Here is a 16,604-nt window from a genome sequence, read left to right as displayed (position 1 = left end):
ACGGGCGCGGGTCAATCGTCGAGGGGGGTTGCCGGGTGAACATTTCGTGGACTGCTACGTCCCCGACGACAGGGACCTTCGTCGCAGTGGAGCGCTCGGACATCGCTGGCCTCTTCGAGCGGTTCGATGAACTGCGGACCCAGGGGCGCGGGTACGTCGAAGTGCGGGCGGGCGACGTATTCCCTGTGCTCACGCTCGGGTTCACCGAGTCTGCGGCGGTCGTCCATCTCATGACGGACGAGAGCACCATGTCCCTGCTGGCCGCCGACGAACCGGCGAGCATGAATGCGCAGGTACTAGGCCCTGTGTCATAAGTGGTCGGCTGCTGGGATCGGGTTGACCGGTCGAGCGTGTCGGTGATCGATATGCGGTGAGGTCTCCGGTAGATGGGTTATCGACCAAGACAACCATCTGCACGGAGACCTCGTGGCCAGCGTAGCGGTGACGAGGCGGTTCGACCTGAGCGACGCGCAGTGGGCGGTGTTGGAGCCGCTGCTGCCCCGACCGAAGAAGGCAGGTCGGCCGCCGAAGTGGAGCAAGCGGCAGCTCATTGACGGGATCAGGTGGCGGGTCCGTACGGGTGCGCCGTGGCGGGACGTGCCGGACTGCTACGGGCATTGGCGGACGGTGTACGGGCTGTACCGGCGTTGGCAGCGGGCCGGTGTGTGGGCGCGAATCTTGGCCGGATTGCAGGGTAGGGCCGACGCGTTCGGGTTGATCACCTGGGACGTGAGCGTGGACTCCACGATCGCGCGGGCGCATCAGCACGCCGCCGGTGCCCGCCGCGACAGTCATACGCAGGTCGAGCCGCCGGGCGGCAGCGGCGCTGTCGAGCCGGCCGATCACGCGTTGGGCCGGTCCCGGGGCGGTCTGACGACCAAGCTGCACCTGGCCTGTGAGCAGGGCCGTATGGTGCTGGCGTTCGTCATCACCGGTGGGCAGCGAGGCGACAGCCCGCAGTTCACCACCGTGCTGCAGCGCATCCGGGTGCCTCGCCTCGGCGTCGGCCGTCCTCGGTGCCGGCCGGGGCAGGTCCTGGCCGACAAGGCTTACAGCAGCAAGGCCAACCGGAGCTACCTGCGGCGGCGTGGCATCGGCTGCGTCATCCCGGTCAAGGCCGACCAGGCCGCGAACCGGCGCAAGAAGGGCTCGGCGGGTGGCCGACCACCCGCCTTCGACCCCAGCGCATACCGGCAGCGTCACGCCGTGGAGTGCGGCATCAACCTACTCAAACAACACCGCGCCGTGGCCACCCGCTACGACAAGCTCGCCGTGCGGTACGAAGCCACCGCCACCATCAGCATGATCGACGTCTGGCTCCGGAGACTCGAACGGCACTTATGACACAGGGCCTAGTCCTGGACGACCTGGTCGAGTTCGCCGCGGACTTCGTTCTCGACCTCGAACGCGCATGGCAGGTCGTCGAGGAATTCGTCCGCACGGGCGCCCCTGGCCGGGCAGGAGCATGGCGCGAGTTGTAGTGACGGCCACGGCGGATTGCGTCCACGCGCCGGCGCAACGGCCAAGCCAGCACGAGATTGCTGAGCCCTTACTCAATCCGCTCTAGGCCGTCAAACGCCACCCAAAGATGCGCACGGTCCAGCAACAGGGCCAGCTAGCTGGGGTAGCGCGGTTAGGCGGGTGAACGCGGTGACAGCTCGGTGGCCCAACGTCAACTGGACGTGACCCCGGAATCTGAGAGATCGTGCGGCCACCCAGTGACGCGCTCGGCGGTGACGCCTCTAAGGTCGGCTCCGTTCCACCGTGCCCCAGTGACGTCTGTGCGTCCGTACTCCGGATCGTGCGTCATGACGTAGCTGAACCGGGCGTAGGACAGGTCGGTGTCGCGAAGGTCGGCGTCCCGCAGATCGCAGCCGGCGAAGCTGACACCGCGAAGGGACGCGCCCCGGAGGTCGGCGCCACGGAAGTCGCACAACTTGAACGAGTGCCCATCGAGGGTGCGCTGTCGAAGATCGCGACCGACGAACGATTGCCTCGTCGCGCGAGGCGGGGTGCTCACCCGCGAACCGTAGCGTGGCGGCCCGTTGCCGAACCAACGGTTTCTGTCCACTCACTTGCGGGGCATTCCGTAGCGCAGGACCGCCGCTTCGCCCGACGTAGTGACGCGCGGGCGTCAACCGGAGCCTGACCGTTAGTCGTAGAGCTCAGGCCGCCAAAGGGTCTCTTCTCTGCGATCCGCCTCCGGCGGAGCCTGAAGCAACGGATGGTTTCGTAACCGGCGGGGTCGCTTCCTGGTCAGACGGTGCCGCAATCGCTGGATGCTCTCAGGGACGCGGATACAGACCCAGAGCAGGGCCAGCGATGCTGCAAGAGTGAGCGAGCCGACGCAGATGAGGCTGCCAAGCGGACTCATCGGCGGCTCCTCGGTGACAGCGGGATAGAAATCGGCAAGCAGGCACGAGCATGATCAATCGTGCCACGGCACCGATGCTCCGGCAGTTGAGAACTGGCATCACACCACAGCATCTGACCGGGGGCTTCTGATCGGAGGGTGAGGCAGGATCGACCTCCGCCCGCCCTGGTGCCTGCGACAGTGACGATCTGCTCGTCGAGGCTGGGCGTGATCACCACTGGAACGTCTTCCACTCCCGCTGCGGAATGCACCCTTCGCTGGTGTCCCAGCAGCGATCAGCCCATGCCTTCGCCACCACCACGGGGCGGCTGAGCACAACATCGCCGGCTCGCTGCGCCCGCAGCAACACCCCCAGCTGAGGGCAGCACGGATCGGCGTGTTGCGAGTACCGCAATTCCATGTCGCGGGCCACGAGATAGTCATTGAACTCGTGCTCGAGGCGTGACGGTGTCTGCCCGACCAGCCGCATTCCCTGAAGGATCACCTGAGGGCCGCGCAGCGCGTTGAGCGCGATGCCGGCGAGCCCGATCGTTCCGTCGTAGTAGGTGGTAACCGCCGGCCCTGACAGCCCCGCATCAGGGTGGGGCTCCAGCCAGAAATCTGCCCACCCGTCATCGCCCGGGGTGCCCTGCCGGGTGGCAGCTGCGAGGACGCCCTGCACCGCTGATTGAACCTCGTCGTGCGTCATGCCGAACTCCATCGGGCCGACACGCTCGAAGGGCGTGAACGACCAGTGGAGCCGCTGTGACTCCAGCAGAACGTCCCACACGTCCGTCGCCATGTTCCCCTTCCCGGTGAAAACTGCCGCGTCCCACCTGCCAGCGACGCGACGACGAGGGCGAGGAGGGAGGCGTCTTTGGTGTCGTGTGATCAGCGGGGTAGGTCGTCGGGCGCGGGCAGGTCGAGCGTCGCGAGGAAGCGTGCTGTCTTGACCTCTACGTTGACGAGAGTCTCGTCGTACCAGACGTCCTCGTAGGCGGGTGCCAGAACGACGCCCCAACCTGGCGGAAGTGCAAGATACGGCACCAGCTCAGCGGTGTGCTCCTCCAGGTGCTCGACATGTAAGGGGGCGAAGAACGTGTCGTCATCCTGAGGGATCGCGGCCCCACGCCACACGAACCAGCCGTTGCTGTCGCCGACGATTGGATGCCGGAGGGCGTTGAGCGGCTCCAGCTCGCGTGGACGTGACAACGCGAAACCCACCGTCGTCCTCTGGCCCGGCGGCGATGGTTCGACCGCGAATCGTCGACACACGTCACGTTGTGCCGCCGAGACGCCGAAGGCCGGCAGGCGCCGGCGCCATTCGATCACGTCGCACATGATGTGGAGCCGACCCGCCAAGGGTCAACCGCAGTGCCGCACCGATGGCTCGGGACGGCAGCTTAGTGATCGGCGCGGCCGATGCAGCTGCGGGTTTCGCTCTCCTGTGCCGAACCTTGCTCGCCAGCCTCTGCTACGAGAATGTCAGACATCTCCAGTCGGGCAGCGATCGCCTGCTCGTTCGCAGGCGTCCGAGCATGAACTACCTGCGGCCTACCCGCCGGGGTGCCGTCCGTCCTGTCCGCAACGGGCGTTGCGGACAGGGCCGATCACCCGCTGCGGCCAACATCCGGCCCTGATGAGGTCCGCCCATCAAGCACTGAACCCTCCGCACAGGTAGAACAGGCTCACGACTAGTCCTACCGCCCAGCCGGTCACGAGGCCAAGGGATGACCTGCGGCCGAGCCGTCCAGACAACGCGACGTAACTGCCCAGTAACACCAGTTGGGCGATGCCGTATGCGGCGACGCCGAAGACAAGCGCCGCTAGTCTCCCGCCAGCGTCGAGGTCCGCGCTCGGGCCTCCACCAGCGGCGATGGCCAGGACAACCGTGACCCCGGTGGCAAGGGCCTGCCCAGCGAGGGCGACGACTGCTCCGGCAACCGTCGCTCTGGTGATCGTCACCACCGGAGCGTGGCACAGGTCGACCACCTCGAGTTGAGAGGATGGACGTTGACTGAAGATCTGCCATGGCGGAGTTGATGAAATTCCGGCAGTGGGGACTCGAATCCCGCCGGCGGACCTCTGAGCAGGGCTTCCTGTTCGGTGACCTCTTCGGCGCGCCCGAAGAGGCCGCGGCGCATTGACCGGTTGGACTGGACGGATCTTCGCTCACCCGAGGAATTGGGCCTCGGGCGCCAATCCTGTTGCGACGGCGTGACTGGCGATCAGGTCGCACTCGATCTCGAGCAGTTGGGTTGGCGAGCGGTCCGGCAAGCCTGCCCAGGAGCTTTCGAGGACTCCGCTGAACGCGGCGCGCTGCCGGTGGCTCTCAAGCTGGCTCTTGGCGGCATGAGCGGCCAGTCGGGCCTGGATCAGCCCTTGGCCGATGTACACCAGGCGCGTCTGGCCGGGTCGGCGGATCCGGTAGACGCCCACCATCGGCTCCGCTGGCGGCCGGGAACTCCAGGAGCTCCAGGGGAGCCGGGCCCAGTCACACGCCGTCGGGACCCGATCTTGGTCAAGGACTGGGCCCTGGTCGGCGGGGCGGGATGCGTGGGAGTCCCGGTAACCGCGTGCCCGGCGGCCTGCCCGCAGAAGCGCTGCGTTGTTGCCGGTGGACTTGACCCACCCGTCTGGCATGCGTCCGAAGTTGGCCGTCGGCGAGCGACCGAATCGCGCTCGGTGCTGGGCCAGCACCACACACTCCGCCAGCTTGCGTTCCCTGACGTCACCGGCGAACTCGGCGATGGAGAACTCGAACTCGGCGCCGTCGACGCTGCGTATGGCCCATAGGCAGGGTGCGGCTGTATGCGGGTCGCTGTACGGCATCTCATCGCGGTAGAGCACACTTAGCTGACTGAGTCGGCTTCGCAGCGCACCGGTCTGCCCGACGTAAGAGAGAGCGCGGTCGCCGATGCGCCTCACCTGGTACAGCCCCGCCCCTCGCGGCACCTGTAGGCGAGCGGCACGGTCGTCGAGCGGAAGCCAACCGCTCCAGGTGAGGGCCGGCGTGGTTCGGTTCGAACTCAACGTCGGCCGCCCGCATGGAAGTGGTCGAAGGTTCCTTGCACCTGCTGAATCCAGAACGCCTCCCGGGCCTGCTTCGAGGCACCCTTCTGAAGTACACACGCCGCCGCCCGACGCAGGATCTCGTTCTCCTGCTCCAACAGCTTGTTCCGCTTGCGCACCTCCCGCAGCTCCGCGGAGTCGCTGCTGGTAACCCCCGGACGGGCCCCCCTCCTCGATGTCGGCGAGCTTGAGGCAGCGGTGCAGACATGACTCGGAGATCCCGAAGTCCTTGGCGATCTGGGCGATGGGCGCCTCGCCCTTGCGGGCGACCGCGACCACGTCACGGCGGAACTCCGGTGGGAACGCTTTCGGCATGGCCGACATCCTTCCAGCGAGGAACGCATCCTCACAGGTCAGGAGTCAACCGAACCGGGGGCAGTCCCGCCGGTGCCGCGCTTGCCGATCGCCTTCCTTTCCGATGCGCTGGCCCCTTGGCCGGTACACGGCGATGATCGCCGTTTCGCGTAAGGTCCTCACATGCAACCGAGGGCGTTCGAGCAGCACATTGCCGTGTTCGGGGAGAGCGGTAGCGGAAAGACCGTCCTGCTCTCATCGTTCTACGGTGCCACGCAGGAGCCGCAGTATCTGAAGAGAAGCCTCTTCCACGTCCTGGCGGAAGACATCGGCCAGGGCAACCGGCTGCACAAGAACTACCTCGGCATGAAGGACGAGGCGACGCTGCCGCTCACCACCCGCTTCGCCGCCACGTCCTACGCCTTTAAAGTGCAGATGAAGGACGGATCAGATCCCGCGGCGGCGAAGTCCCGGCCGTTCGACGTGCTTCGGGTGGTCTGGCACGACTATCCGGGAGAGTGGTTCGAGCAGTCCGTGCAGAGCCCGGAGGAGGCCCAGCGCCGCGCCGACACCTTCCGGTCCCTACTGAGCTCGGACGTCGCCCTGCTGCTGGTGGATGGCCAGAAGCTGCTCGACAACGCGGGCGAGGAGGACCGGTACCTCAAGTCCCTGTTCAGCAATCTCCGCAACGGCGTGCTGTCGCTACGGGACGAGCTGATCGAGGACGGCAAGCCGCTTGCCCAGTTCCCCCGGATCTGGGTGATGGCGCTGTCGAAGGCCGACCTCCTGCCGGACATGGACGTGTACAGGTTCCGTGATCTGCTCGTCGCCAAGGCATGCGACGACCTCGAGCAGTTGCGCGAGGCGATCGCCGGACTGGTGGAGGGCCGCGAGGCGCTGTCTGTGGGCGAGGATTTCGTGCTGCTCTCGTCGGCGAAGTTCGAGCCGGGCAAGATCACGGTGACCGAGCGCGTCGGGTTGGATCTGATCTTGCCGCTGGCCGCCGTCCTGCCGTTCGAGCGTCATCACCGGTGGCACGAGTTGACACAGCTTCCAGCACGCCTGCTCGAGGGCCTTCTCGGTCGTGCCGACGATCTGGCACTCGCGTTGCTGGCCAAGACCAAACTGCCCGGCCCGCTGGGCCTACTGATGAATATCGTCGGTCCGGACCTCATCAGCAACGCGGCGAAACTGACGGGGGACAAGCTGCGGGCGGTCAATGCCGAGGCACTGTCCAAGAAGGAGTTTCTCTCGGCCACACTGACCGGCTTCCGGATGGATTTGGAGAAGGGCGAGGACAACCAGATCCTGCTCCGGAGCGTGCGATGAGCCTCATTTGGGCCACCCGCGGCCGAGTGTGGGGCTTCCGTTTCCTGCTCACCGGCGGGTTCCCGGACCCTCTTCCGGAGTACGAAGCCGCTTTCGTGGGTGCTGGTGACGCGCCGGAGATCTGCCACGCCGTCGGTGACAGGGTGGCGTTGCGCATCGCGGATCCGCTGGGGCGTCAGGACCAGTCGGGCCGACTGATCCCGCACGAGTTCGTCATCTGCGGCCCGCAGGCCGCAGAGATTCGCTCGGTGGCGGACGGCCTCGCGCTGGTGTGGCCGCAGGTGGCCGGGGAGTTCGAGCGAGTCTGGGAGATGCCCCGGCCACCTGTCTGAAGCCGATCGTGGACATCTCGGTGGCGCTGGAGCTCAGCGACACAACGTGTGCGAGGAGGTTGCGGAGCGGCTTCTGTTGGCGACGTCCGAGATTCGCGACATCATGAGCGACCGCGGTTACGACGACTGAAACGGGTTGTGGGAGGGAATAAGGATCGGTTGATCTACAGGAAGGTCCTGCTGTGAGCGACCAGAGCACCGCTAGGCAGACCATTGCCGTCGCGCCTCCGGCGGACGTGCGTCGCATCGACACCGAGTCCGATGCTCGCGATCTCGCTCACCGTGTGCTGACTCCCGGCCGACGTCGGTGGCCGGTCGTGGTGCTGACCATTTCCGCTGGTCAGCAGGAGCCGTTCGGGGATCCGCACGAGGTCAAGGACGCGGTCGGGGACTTGGCTGAGGTCGTGCTCATGCCCACGAGCGATGTCTCCTGGGCGTTCTCACGGGAGATGCCACCGGGGACGCAGGTGTACGGCGGCGCGGGACGCGTGTACCCGCTCGATCACGGCTGGGTTGCCGACCCGGCCAGTAGCAGGTTGCGGTTCGCCTATTCGCCGCAGGACCGGCGACGCATCACGGACCAGCTCATTCACGACGCGTTGGAAGCGGCGCTGACAGCCGGCCCGCTCGAGCCACGTACGAACCCGCGCCTGCAGCAGCGGTCAGGGACGGTGCAGGGCGTGATCGGGTCACGGGCGCTGGTCAGGTTGGACGACTCGTCGATGGCAACGGTGTGGGAGGAGCTGACCGTGCCCGGCGTCCCGTTGGAGCGACTGCTCGGCCGGGGGCAGCGCGTCACCGGCGTCTACGACCCCGTGTCGCGGCGACTGAATCTGCGCGAGGCACTGCTGTTCACCGACCCGTCGGTCGCATGGGCTGCGGTCGCAGAGGCTTACCAGATTGGTGACGTGGTCCTGGCGGACGTGGCTCAGGTCAGCGATGACGCAGTGAGCCTGCGGCTGCTGCCCGATGTTGTGGTGGACGTCAAAAGGGATGCGGTCACCTCCAATGCCAACGACACCTTGCGCGGCCTGTTTACCCCGGGGGAGATAGTCACCTGCCGAGTCGCCGAGAACAACCCTCTGCGCTTGCGCCTAGACGACGTCGACGACGAGGAGGCGCCGAAATCCGCGCCAAGTCTGCTTCCCGGTGGCCCTCCATGGCTATGCCTGCCCGAGCCTGAACCGCAGCCGTCCACCACCCCTGCCGCCCGTCCGACAAGCCAGTCCCCCAGCCCATCCCCGGTGCCGGACCCGCCCCGGCGCAGGCCGACACCCTTGGACGTGGAACCCCGCGGTCGGATCCCGGTGCCGAGACCCGTCGCGCCGCCGTCAATGGGTGGCGTGCCGGGCGGGGCAGACGGGCCACGGGTCATCCAGCTGCGCAACGAGTTGGCGGCAGAGAGGGCCACCCGGGAAGCGCTTGCCAGAGACCTTGCCGGCCTACGAGGTCGGGCGGCGGAGCTGGAGGACGAGTTGGCTCACGCTAACCGCGTCATCGAGCAGCTGCAGACCCGCTACCGGGGTGCGGACCTCGCCCGCCAGCGGGCGGTCAAGCAGCTCAGGAGCGCCCAGAGCCGCAACGAGCATGCACTGGGCATCGACGGGCCGGCGTTCCTCGACGCGGAGGAGCAGTTCCGGTTCGAGGTGTACTGCGAGTGGGTGCGACGGATTCCCCTGCTGAGAAAGCCAACAAGCCGCTCGCCGACTATCTGCTCGGTCCCGGCTTCCTCGAGTCCGTCGAGCAGTTGGCGGGCATTAGCCGGGCCAAGATCGTAGCCGTGGTGGTCGAGGTGCTCACCGACCAGGTGCAGCATCTGGCGGGCCGCGGTGTGCACCAGCTACGAGCCGGCGGCGCCGGCGGTCCGTATGTGCGTCGCGCTGACGGTGCAACCTGTTGGCGGGTGGCGCTGCAACAGGATGCGCCGGCGGCACGGCGGCTGCACTACTGGCGCACCCCCGACGGGTACGAGTTGTCCAGGGTGGCCGTCCACGACGACTACCGCCCATGAACGTGTTCTCCCCGCCGTGCGCCTATGGTGGGGCCGGCCAGCTGCGCGGTCGGCCACCGGGAACTGACAAGGAGTGCCGTGAACGAGGATGCTGTTTACGCCGCCGCCCGCAGAGTGATCGACGCGGGTCTGGCTGGTGACGGGTCGGCCTTCACCCCTGGCCGAGCCGTCTGGACAGTGGAAGCCGCCGACCAGCTGTATGCCAGGTTTGTTCAGCAGCCGGACGCGGGCAGGGGCAGCTTCGTCAGGAAGCTACAGGGGCAGCTTGCCGAAGCGCCCTCCATGGCGGTGCAGCTCATGGGCGAGCTGATCTACCTTCATCTGCTCCTGCCCCGTGACATCGGCGGCGTAGCGAAACGCGCCGTGATCAACGGGGCTCTGTCCTTGCTACCCGAGCCGGTCGCGATCCCCGCGGACCTCGACACGGTTCTCGACGCCGGCGTAGTCCGCGCCGGCACCGCCTACATGACGCAGCGGGACCGGCAGATCGCGTGGCTAGTGCGGCTTGTGCAGGCGTGGAAGCGCCTGCCGGCCGACCGCCAGCAGGCGGCCCTGCACGACCCGTGGGAGTTCAAGGACGTCCTGGACAGCATCCCGATCAACAGCGCCTACAGCCAACGCAACATCCTGCTGAACCTCGCGTTCCCCGACACCTTTCCACCGGTCGCGTCCCGGCGGCACAAGAAGCTGATCGTGGACGCCTTCCCTGACGAACTGCCCCATCAGAGCGGCGACATCGATCGGGACCTGGCGGACCTGCGGACAGTGCTGTCGGCCAAGGCCGGCACGCCGATTCACTTCTATCAACCACCCTGGGTCGACAGGTGGCGGCAGCAGACCGCGCCGGCTGGCGACGGCAAGGGACCGCGCGGCTGGCTAGTGCGAGGCGCGAAGGTGCACGGACACAACCTGATCGGCCATTGGCTCACCGAAGGGTTCTGCTCCATCGCCTACCCGGGGCTGCCCGAACTGAAGCCCGGCCTGTCGAAGGCGGAGCTCGACCAGCAGCTACGGGAGTCGCTGCCGGACTTCTCGCCGTCACAGCGCGGTCTCCACGTGGGGGTGCTCGACCGGTTCCTCAATCGGATGAGCGAGGGCGACATTATCGTCACCGTCGACGGGCCGAAGGTGTATGTCGGCAGCGTCACCGGACCCGCCACATGGGTGAACACGTCGCATCGCCGGCGGCCTCGGCCAGAGTCCAGCCGTTCTTGCTCGCCAGGGGCGACAGCAACCCGACCAGGTAGGTCAGCACCTGCCGGCGCGGCTCTGCGCGCCCGAATCGGTGCGCGAACCGCGCCAGCAGATCATCCAGACCTGCCCGCCAGCCCACGATCTCATCGATCAACACAAGTGCGACAGCTTGCCCGCCCCATGAGTGACCACAACAGACAGACGGTGCGACCACCTGACCCGTCGCACGAATAGCATCGACGCGCATAGTTGCAGGGCCAGTGCTGTCCCAGCGTCGATCACGCCGACGAGCTGCCGAAACCCACTGTCCGGCGAGATCGCCGTCCCGCGGCAGGACAGCCTGCCCGCCGTGACCTGAAGGCCCGCGTGATCGGCGCCAGCGCTCACCCGCGACGACGCGGTCCCCACCAGGGCAGGATCGAAGGAAGATCCCGCAGCAGGTTCTTGGGAGCCTTCGGCATCGGCGACTCGCCGTCGTCGCCATCCCACCGTCGCCCATACTGATCGGGAAGGTTCCCCCAACCCCAGTACGGCGTCGGCTCCGTCGGCACGAACCCGAGCTGATCCAGCGGATCAATCCGCTGCTCATCGACCGTGCACAGGTGCGCCCAGTCATCCCCCATGTCGAAGACGTAAGCCAGCTGTTCACCCGGGGTGAGCCGGCTCAGCTTGGTCGTGTCGCTGTCGACCGCACCATCCGGGGACTCTTCCCACACCCGGAACGAGCAGACCGGGGTCTCGTCGGCCAGGGTGAACAGCCGCAGGTGGGCCAGGTCCCACCGGGCGAAAGCGTCGTCGATCGCCGCACCGAGCTGCTCGAACGTGTGCGTCCGCGCTGCAGCGAAGATCCGCCCTGGGCGAGGCCAGAAGTCCTCGCCACGGCCGGACACCAACTCGACCCGAATCGACAACCACGTTCGCGCCACCGCACCGCCCCCTGCATCAAATGCCCAAACGACGCTACCGGCAGCATTGCCCCACAGGCCGCCGGGGTGGTCAGGATCGGAAGTTTGACATTGGAGCGACAGGACATCTCCAACGCCGGCAGACGCGCCGGCATCACCCTTGTCCACAGCAACCTGTGGACAAGCGTCGCTCACGCTGCTCGCGCTCTTCGACCGCCCCTCGTCTTGTGGAAACGTCGCCGCGGGCTGGTCGATGCGCTCAGCGCCGATGGGAGACCACGCACCCCGGACGCCGCGCTGCATGAGTTTCAGCGGGGCGGCGAACCGCCGGAGATATCCCTCGGCCGCCGGTGGTGGCGCGGATCGCCGCCTCCACTCCAAACTGCACCTCCTCGACGTCGGGGTCGAGTCGGGCGAGCCTGGGCAGGCCAACCTGTCGACCGGCACGATCAGCGGCGGAAGCAACGTCACCGCTCGGTCCTCGGCTGCCGGGCCAGCCGGGGCCACGGCGCCGGCCTTCGTGATGGCCTGCATGGCTACCGTCCGGTTGCGCCCCTGGCCGGCCAGGCAAAGGTCATCTGCTGGGTCTCAAGTTGCCGCGGCGGACAAGTGCGTTGGAATGCTGCTTGGCGGCCGGACCGGCAGCCCGACGTATCGAGGAAGTCGGCGGTGCCCGCAGTCCGCGGCCGTAGAACTAGCCGAACAATTTCTGGGCCTGCCGTGAGCGGCTAGCATGGCCCCGACCGGGATTCTCAGCAGCAGCAGGCCCGCGTCCACGGTGATCACCTCCTTTACCAGAGTCAGACGTTCGTCAGGGCGCTGTCAGGCGGGCATGAGCCTGTCCGGGGCGGCGGGCAGGTGGTCGTCATGCCCTGGCCGCGACGGCTGGTCAGGGACCCGTGATGTGTCGGTGTGCAGATCAGCAAGGATTTTGGCGCGGGCGAGATCGGTGGGCGAGATGATCCCGATGACCTGCCGGCGTTCGTTGACGACGACGGCCCGGTTTTCACCGGCGCGGTCATCGAGGCGGATGATCAGGTCAGCCAGGGGTTCGTCCGGGGCGGCGGTGACCACGTCCTGCGGGGCGACGGCGATGTCACCTAGCCGGGTCCACCAGCGCTGATCGGCCGGCACCGCGCGGATTCGGTTGAGTGTGACCAAGCCCGCCAGCCGCCCGTCGAGATCCACCAGCGGGTAGGTGGAAAACGGCCGCTGCAGCACCGTGTTCTCGATGAAGGCGGCCAGCCACGCCGACGGCACCGCGGTAACCGGGTCCGCTGTCATAACGTCCGCGGCGGTCATGCCGGTCAGCCGGTGGCTGGCTTCGGCGACGGTCTGTTCGGCGACGGCGGCCTCGGTCAGGAACAATCCGGCAAGCAGCAGCCACAGCCCGTCCAGGCTGGTCCCGGCGACGGCGACCGTGCAGCCCAGCGCCATCATGGTGATTCCGAGTCCTCGACCGGCTCGGCACGCGACCCGGATCGCCTTGATTGGGTCACCGCTAACGCGCCACACCAGCGCCTGCAGGATCCTGCCGCCGTCCAGCGGAGCCGCGGGAATCAGATGGATCACGGCCAGGGCCAGGTTGATGGCGGCCAGGTACCCGGCGATCGTCGCCGGCAGGCCCGGCACCGCGGTGCCGAGCAGAACGGCGCCGGCCGCGAATACGCCCGCCAGCGCCAGACTCGCGGCGGGTCCGGCCACGGCGGTTAGCAGATACGTACGGGGCGACGCCGCGATGCCGCGCAACTCGGCCAAGCGGCCGAAAACTCCCAGGCTGATCTGCTGCACGCCGACGCCCTGGGCGCGCGCCGCCCCTGCGTGGGCGAGTTCGTGGCCCAGCAGGCTGCTGGCGATCAGCAGCACGGTGCCGGCTGCAGCCAGCAAATAAGCCGCCAAGGGACGTCCGGGATGGGTGTGCGAGAAGCCGCCGAACGCCAGAACGACGCCCAGCACAGCGAGGACCGCGACGCTCGGCCAACGCATCCGCACGTCGATGCCGGCGACTTTGCCCAGGTGCAGCTGCGACGGCATGATGTCTCACTCCCTTCAACGAAAAACACGGCGGTCGGCCTCCCGGCCACCGCCCTGGACCAGCCGGCATGGCTTGCAGTGCCTCCGCGCGCGAGTGGCCGGGCGAGCCCACTCTCGGCTGGCGGCTGGGACCCCCCAACGACCCCAGGCGGTTAGCACTCCCATAATGAGAGTGCTAACACACCGAGGTGGGCGTCGGCAAGGCACCGGCTGGCCGCAGCCGGGTTGCCCGAGTGTTGAGCCATCCGTAGCGCACCTGATCCGGTCGTGCGGGGTCCCGATCGCTTCGGCAGCGGCCCCTATTGCACGGAGGACGCGCCCGTGGGTGACCTGCCTCCCGCGGGCGCGTCGACACGTCGTCGAGCCACACTGGCGGTCCGCCGTCGACGCGAATGAGCGCCGACGCGCATGCCGAGCAACGGGGTAGGCTGCGAAGCTTTCAACCCGGGCGCCCTTGGTTGGCAGCCTGCATCGCTGTTCGGCCCGCCCGCTGGCACGCCTGCGATGCCGGCGCCTGAGGCCGGCGCGGTTCGTCAGGCGCCTGCGGTACCTCCCCAGTCGATCGCCCCCCGCCGCCGGCCGGCGATTTGCGCGCGTCGCTGCTCAAGTTCGGCCTCGAGCGCCAGGACGCGCGGCACGTCGGCCAGGTTCACGCCAGCCCGGGCGAAGGCGCGAGGTCGTTGCTGCTGAAGCGGCGCATCCCCGTCGATGTGGCCCGGTGCAGCAGGCCGGCGCCTCGTACCTGTGCAGGGTGTCCGTGGCGACACCGGTCAGCTCAGTCGCCACGGAGATCGTACAGGCACTGATCAGGCCCGCTCAGTAGCTGGCGGTGATGGACTTGACAGCGATATGAGTTCGTTGTATCGGTAGAGCTAAGTTGAGTCAACCGCACTCAACTATGGGGCGGCCCGGCACCGTAATCCGGTGTCTCGGGTACAGAAGATTGGTGAGGGAGGAGATGGCCATGCTGATGCGCACCGACCCGTTCCGCGACATCGACCGCGTCTTCCAGCAGCTCGCCGGTACCACGAGCCGGCCGGCGGTGATGCACGTCGACGCCGCGCGCGAGGGTGACTGGTTCCACGTCTACTTCGATCTGCCTGGCGTCGACCCGGACTCGATTGACCTGACCGTCGAGCGCAACGTGCTGTCGGTGAAGGCGGAGCGTCAGCGTCCGCAGAAGGACGGCGTCGAGACTGTGATCGCCGAGCGGCAGATGGGTGTGTTCAGCCGGCAGCTGTTCCTCGGCGACACCCTGGACACCGACAGGCTCGAGGCCAGCTACGACAACGGTGTGCTGACCCTGCGCATCCCGGTGTCCGACAAGGCCAAGCCGCGAAAGATCAGCCTCGGCTCCGGCAGCGGCGGCCGAAAGCAGATCAAGGGCTGACCCGCAGCGCGGCACGGCCGCGAAGGCTTCACTCAAGAGCTTGCTCCTGGTCACCTCCGAAGCGGTCCGGTGCCCACCTGTGGCACCGGACCGCGACCAGCCCTGTCGGATGAGCAGAGTCTCAACTAAGAGGCGAGCCACAGTCCTTGCCAGGAGGAGACGATGAAGCTGCCGGCTGTTCGATCCACCCCGCCGCCCGTCGACACGTCCGTCGGGCCGGACCCGCTGCGCGAAATCGTGCAGTTGCACCAGCGCATGAACCAGCTGAGGAGCTCGATGCTCGGCACGGCACCGTTCGCCGCGATGGCGCAGGGATCGACACCGCTGGCTGACGTCAGCGAGACCGACGACGCCTACCTCGTGGAGATCGATGTTCCCGGCGTCGACCGCAAGAACCTCAACGTTGAGGTCGCCGCCAGCGAACTGCGCGTGAGCGGCGAGATCATCGAGAAGCAGAAGATCGGCTGGCTGCGGCACCGCACCCGCCGCGTCGGCCGGTTCGCCTACCGCGCCGACCTGCCCTGCGACATCGACACCGACCACGTCAGCGCCGATCTGGCCGACGGCGTGCTCACGGTGCGCGTGCCCAAGAGCGAGGCGGCCAAGGCGCGCCGGATCACAGTCAACGCGGGCTGACCCGCGGCACTTGCATCTACCGGCTGATTCGCCCCATAGAAGGAGGATGACCTGCGATGACGCCGACCCTGCAGCACACCACCACCCCCGTGACCGCCACCGCCCAGACGGTAATCGCGTCGTATCCGACGTACACCGACGCAGAGCAGGCCGTGGACCACCTGTCCGACCAGCACTTCCCGGTCGAGCACGTGGCCATCGTCGGACGCGGCCTGCACTTCTACGAACAGGTCCTCGGCCGGCGCACCCTCGCCAAGGCCGCCGGCTACCAGGCCGCCGGCGGCGCGATCCTGGGCGCGCTGTTCGGCTGGGTCCTCGGCGTGTTCGACCTCATCGACCCCCTCGTGTCCGGGCTGATGCTGGCCCTCTACGGGGCGATCGCCGGCGCAATCACCGGCGCGGTGCTTGGCGTGACCGCGCACGCGCTGCCCGGCGGACGCCGCGACTTCGCCTCGATCAGCGCGTTCCGCGCCGACAGCTACGACCTGCTCGTCGACGAATCCCATGCCGAGCAAGCTGCCCAGCGGCTCAACGCCGCAGGCACCCTGCACAGCTGATGGATCCCTTTTCGTGCCTCGGCCGTCACAGCGGTGGCCGAGGCAGCCTCACGAACGAAGGAGGTCAGTGCTCATGACGGGCACCACCAGCAAGCCCGCCTTGCACCGAGCCGTCACGGCGAACCGCACCGGCCGGTCACGCCGCCGCCCGCAGGTACCGGCCGACGTCTACCGCTGCGACGACCACTACGTCGTGCTGTGCGACCTGCCCGGACTGGACACCAGCACCCTCGACGTATGTGTCCAGGGCGCCACCATCAGTATCCGCGCCGAGCGCAGCGCCCCACCGCTGCACGGCGCCACCTGCGTCACCGGCGAACGCCCGGTCGGCCTGATCGAGCGGCACATCGACCTGGACCAACCCGCCGCTAGCACCGGCGTCACCGCCACCTACACCGACGGCGTGCTCACCCTCACCATCCCGATCGCGGCATCGCAACCGCGGCACCTGCACGACGGACGCTGGCCCGCCCACGTGCTGCACGCCGTCGCCTGAC

18 protein-coding genes and 1 pseudogene are annotated in these 16,604 nt (G+C 67.7%); 11 read left to right on the top strand and 8 right to left on the bottom strand.

Translation table 11 applies throughout. The features are described 5' to 3' along the window. Positions 1-86 precede the first annotated feature (86 nt). Positions 87-314 carry a hypothetical protein gene (locus CLT75_RS12645; RefSeq protein WP_486485155.1) on the top strand — a complete coding sequence of 76 codons (228 nt, stop codon included), beginning with the start codon at positions 87-89 and terminating at the stop codon, positions 312-314. 112 nt (positions 315-426) lie between these two features. Further along, entirely contained in the window at positions 427-1,344 is a 918-nt protein-coding gene (locus CLT75_RS12640) for an IS5 family transposase (protein WP_135240956.1), read from the top strand. Positions 1,345-1,672: 328 nt separating this feature from the next. On the opposite strand, the gene CLT75_RS12635 is transcribed toward CLT75_RS12640, so the two are convergent. The 6 genes and pseudogenes from CLT75_RS12635 to CLT75_RS33215 all read right to left on the bottom strand — a co-directional run. After that, positions 1,673-2,020, bottom strand: a complete 348-nt coding sequence (locus CLT75_RS12635) for a pentapeptide repeat-containing protein (RefSeq protein WP_357712012.1) — start codon at positions 2,018-2,020, stop codon at positions 1,673-1,675. Positions 2,021-2,585: 565 nt separating this feature from the next. Next, positions 2,586-3,155 carry a hypothetical protein gene (locus CLT75_RS32875; protein ID WP_209310322.1) on the bottom strand — a complete coding sequence of 190 codons (570 nt, stop codon included), beginning with the start codon at positions 3,153-3,155 and terminating at the stop codon, positions 2,586-2,588. Positions 3,156-3,244: 89 nt separating this feature from the next. Further along, positions 3,245-3,694, bottom strand: a complete 450-nt coding sequence (locus CLT75_RS32870) for an immunity protein Imm33 domain-containing protein (protein ID WP_209310321.1) — start codon at positions 3,692-3,694, stop codon at positions 3,245-3,247. 312 nt (positions 3,695-4,006) lie between these two features. Beyond that, the gene (locus CLT75_RS12620; protein WP_135240954.1) at positions 4,007-4,318 is read right to left on the bottom strand and encodes a hypothetical protein; all 312 of its coding nucleotides are present in this window, start codon (positions 4,316-4,318) and stop codon (positions 4,007-4,009) included. Between the two features lie 207 nt (positions 4,319-4,525). Then, on the bottom strand, positions 4,526-4,792 hold the full coding sequence (locus CLT75_RS32645; protein ID WP_167796915.1) for a hypothetical protein: 267 nt from the start codon (positions 4,790-4,792) through the stop codon (positions 4,526-4,528). 692 nt (positions 4,793-5,484) lie between these two features. After that, a pseudogene (locus tag CLT75_RS33215) lies at positions 5,485-5,740 on the bottom strand (transposase); the annotation flags it as partial. A 162-nt stretch (positions 5,741-5,902) separates the two neighbouring features. Between CLT75_RS33215 and CLT75_RS12610 the strand changes: the two are divergent. From CLT75_RS12610 to CLT75_RS32635, 5 genes are all read left to right on the top strand, one after another. Next, complete coding sequence (locus CLT75_RS12610; protein WP_135240953.1) at positions 5,903-7,048, top strand: TRAFAC clade GTPase domain-containing protein; 1,146 nt, start codon at positions 5,903-5,905, stop codon at positions 7,046-7,048. Continuing rightward, complete coding sequence (locus CLT75_RS12605; RefSeq protein WP_135240952.1) at positions 7,045-7,380, top strand: hypothetical protein; 336 nt, start codon at positions 7,045-7,047, stop codon at positions 7,378-7,380. Before CLT75_RS12610 ends, CLT75_RS12605 begins: the two co-directional genes overlap by 4 nt. 182 nt (positions 7,381-7,562) lie before the next feature. Further along, positions 7,563-9,158 carry a hypothetical protein gene (locus tag CLT75_RS12600; protein WP_486485154.1) on the top strand — a complete coding sequence of 532 codons (1,596 nt, stop codon included), beginning with the start codon at positions 7,563-7,565 and terminating at the stop codon, positions 9,156-9,158. Positions 9,159-9,160: 2 nt separating this feature from the next. Continuing rightward, a complete protein-coding gene (locus CLT75_RS33210) occupies positions 9,161-9,391 on the top strand; it encodes a hypothetical protein (protein WP_486485153.1) in 231 nt (76 codons plus the stop codon). Between the two features lie 78 nt (positions 9,392-9,469). Next, positions 9,470-10,819, top strand: a complete 1,350-nt coding sequence (locus CLT75_RS32635; RefSeq protein ID WP_167796914.1) for a hypothetical protein — start codon at positions 9,470-9,472, stop codon at positions 10,817-10,819. Between the two features lie 149 nt (positions 10,820-10,968). Here CLT75_RS32635 and CLT75_RS12590 read toward each other — a convergent pair whose 3' ends face one another. Both CLT75_RS12590 and CLT75_RS12580 read right to left on the bottom strand, forming a co-directional pair. Then, positions 10,969-11,793 carry an IS1096 element passenger TnpR family protein gene (locus tag CLT75_RS12590; RefSeq protein WP_486485152.1) on the bottom strand — a complete coding sequence of 275 codons (825 nt, stop codon included), beginning with the start codon at positions 11,791-11,793 and terminating at the stop codon, positions 10,969-10,971. A 519-nt stretch (positions 11,794-12,312) separates the two neighbouring features. Then, positions 12,313-13,524 (bottom strand): site-2 protease family protein, encoded by a 1,212-nt coding sequence (locus CLT75_RS12580; protein ID WP_135240950.1) that lies wholly within the window; start codon positions 13,522-13,524, stop codon positions 12,313-12,315. A gap of 964 nt (positions 13,525-14,488) precedes the next feature. On the opposite strand from CLT75_RS12580, the gene CLT75_RS12575 reads away from it, so the two are divergent. The 4 genes from CLT75_RS12575 to CLT75_RS12560 all read left to right on the top strand — a co-directional run bounded on the left by CLT75_RS12575 (position 14,489) and on the right by CLT75_RS12560 (position 16,603). After that, positions 14,489-14,914, top strand: a complete 426-nt coding sequence (locus tag CLT75_RS12575) for an Hsp20/alpha crystallin family protein (protein WP_135240936.1) — start codon at positions 14,489-14,491, stop codon at positions 14,912-14,914. A gap of 162 nt (positions 14,915-15,076) precedes the next feature. Beyond that, positions 15,077-15,550, top strand: coding sequence for an Hsp20/alpha crystallin family protein (locus tag CLT75_RS12570; RefSeq protein ID WP_135240949.1), 474 nt, complete (start codon positions 15,077-15,079; stop codon positions 15,548-15,550). Positions 15,551-15,606: 56 nt separating this feature from the next. Further along, positions 15,607-16,107, top strand: coding sequence for a general stress protein (locus CLT75_RS12565; protein ID WP_135240948.1), 501 nt, complete (start codon positions 15,607-15,609; stop codon positions 16,105-16,107). 73 nt (positions 16,108-16,180) lie between these two features. Beyond that, the gene (locus tag CLT75_RS12560) at positions 16,181-16,603 is read left to right on the top strand and encodes an Hsp20/alpha crystallin family protein (protein ID WP_167796913.1); all 423 of its coding nucleotides are present in this window, start codon (positions 16,181-16,183) and stop codon (positions 16,601-16,603) included. Position 16,604 lies beyond the last annotated feature (1 nt).

The organism is Micromonospora sp. CNZ285, assembly GCF_004637285.1.
The sequence above is the reverse complement of the archived record's forward strand: the minus strand, read 5'-3'. Positions and strand labels throughout refer to the sequence as shown.

Coding starts and splice junctions, on each gene's coding strand:
- CLT75_RS32875 (WP_209310322.1), bottom strand. CDS start 3,155: ATGGCGACGGACGTGTGGGACGTTCTGCTGGAGTCACAGCGGCTCCAC.
- CLT75_RS12605 (WP_135240952.1), top strand. CDS start 7,045: ATGAGCCTCATTTGGGCCACCCGCGGCCGAGTGTGGGGCTTCCGTTTC.
- CLT75_RS12590 (WP_486485152.1), bottom strand. CDS start 11,793: ATGCAGCGCGGCGTCCGGGGTGCGTGGTCTCCCATCGGCGCTGAGCGC.
- CLT75_RS12575 (WP_135240936.1), top strand. CDS start 14,489: ATGCTGATGCGCACCGACCCGTTCCGCGACATCGACCGCGTCTTCCAG.
- CLT75_RS12570 (WP_135240949.1), top strand. CDS start 15,077: ATGAAGCTGCCGGCTGTTCGATCCACCCCGCCGCCCGTCGACACGTCC.
- CLT75_RS12610 (WP_135240953.1), top strand. CDS start 5,903: ATGCAACCGAGGGCGTTCGAGCAGCACATTGCCGTGTTCGGGGAGAGC.
- CLT75_RS12560 (WP_167796913.1), top strand. CDS start 16,181: ATGACGGGCACCACCAGCAAGCCCGCCTTGCACCGAGCCGTCACGGCG.
- CLT75_RS12565 (WP_135240948.1), top strand. CDS start 15,607: ATGACGCCGACCCTGCAGCACACCACCACCCCCGTGACCGCCACCGCC.
- CLT75_RS32870 (WP_209310321.1), bottom strand. CDS start 3,694: ATGTGCGACGTGATCGAATGGCGCCGGCGCCTGCCGGCCTTCGGCGTC.
- CLT75_RS12580 (WP_135240950.1), bottom strand. CDS start 13,524: ATGCCGTCGCAGCTGCACCTGGGCAAAGTCGCCGGCATCGACGTGCGG.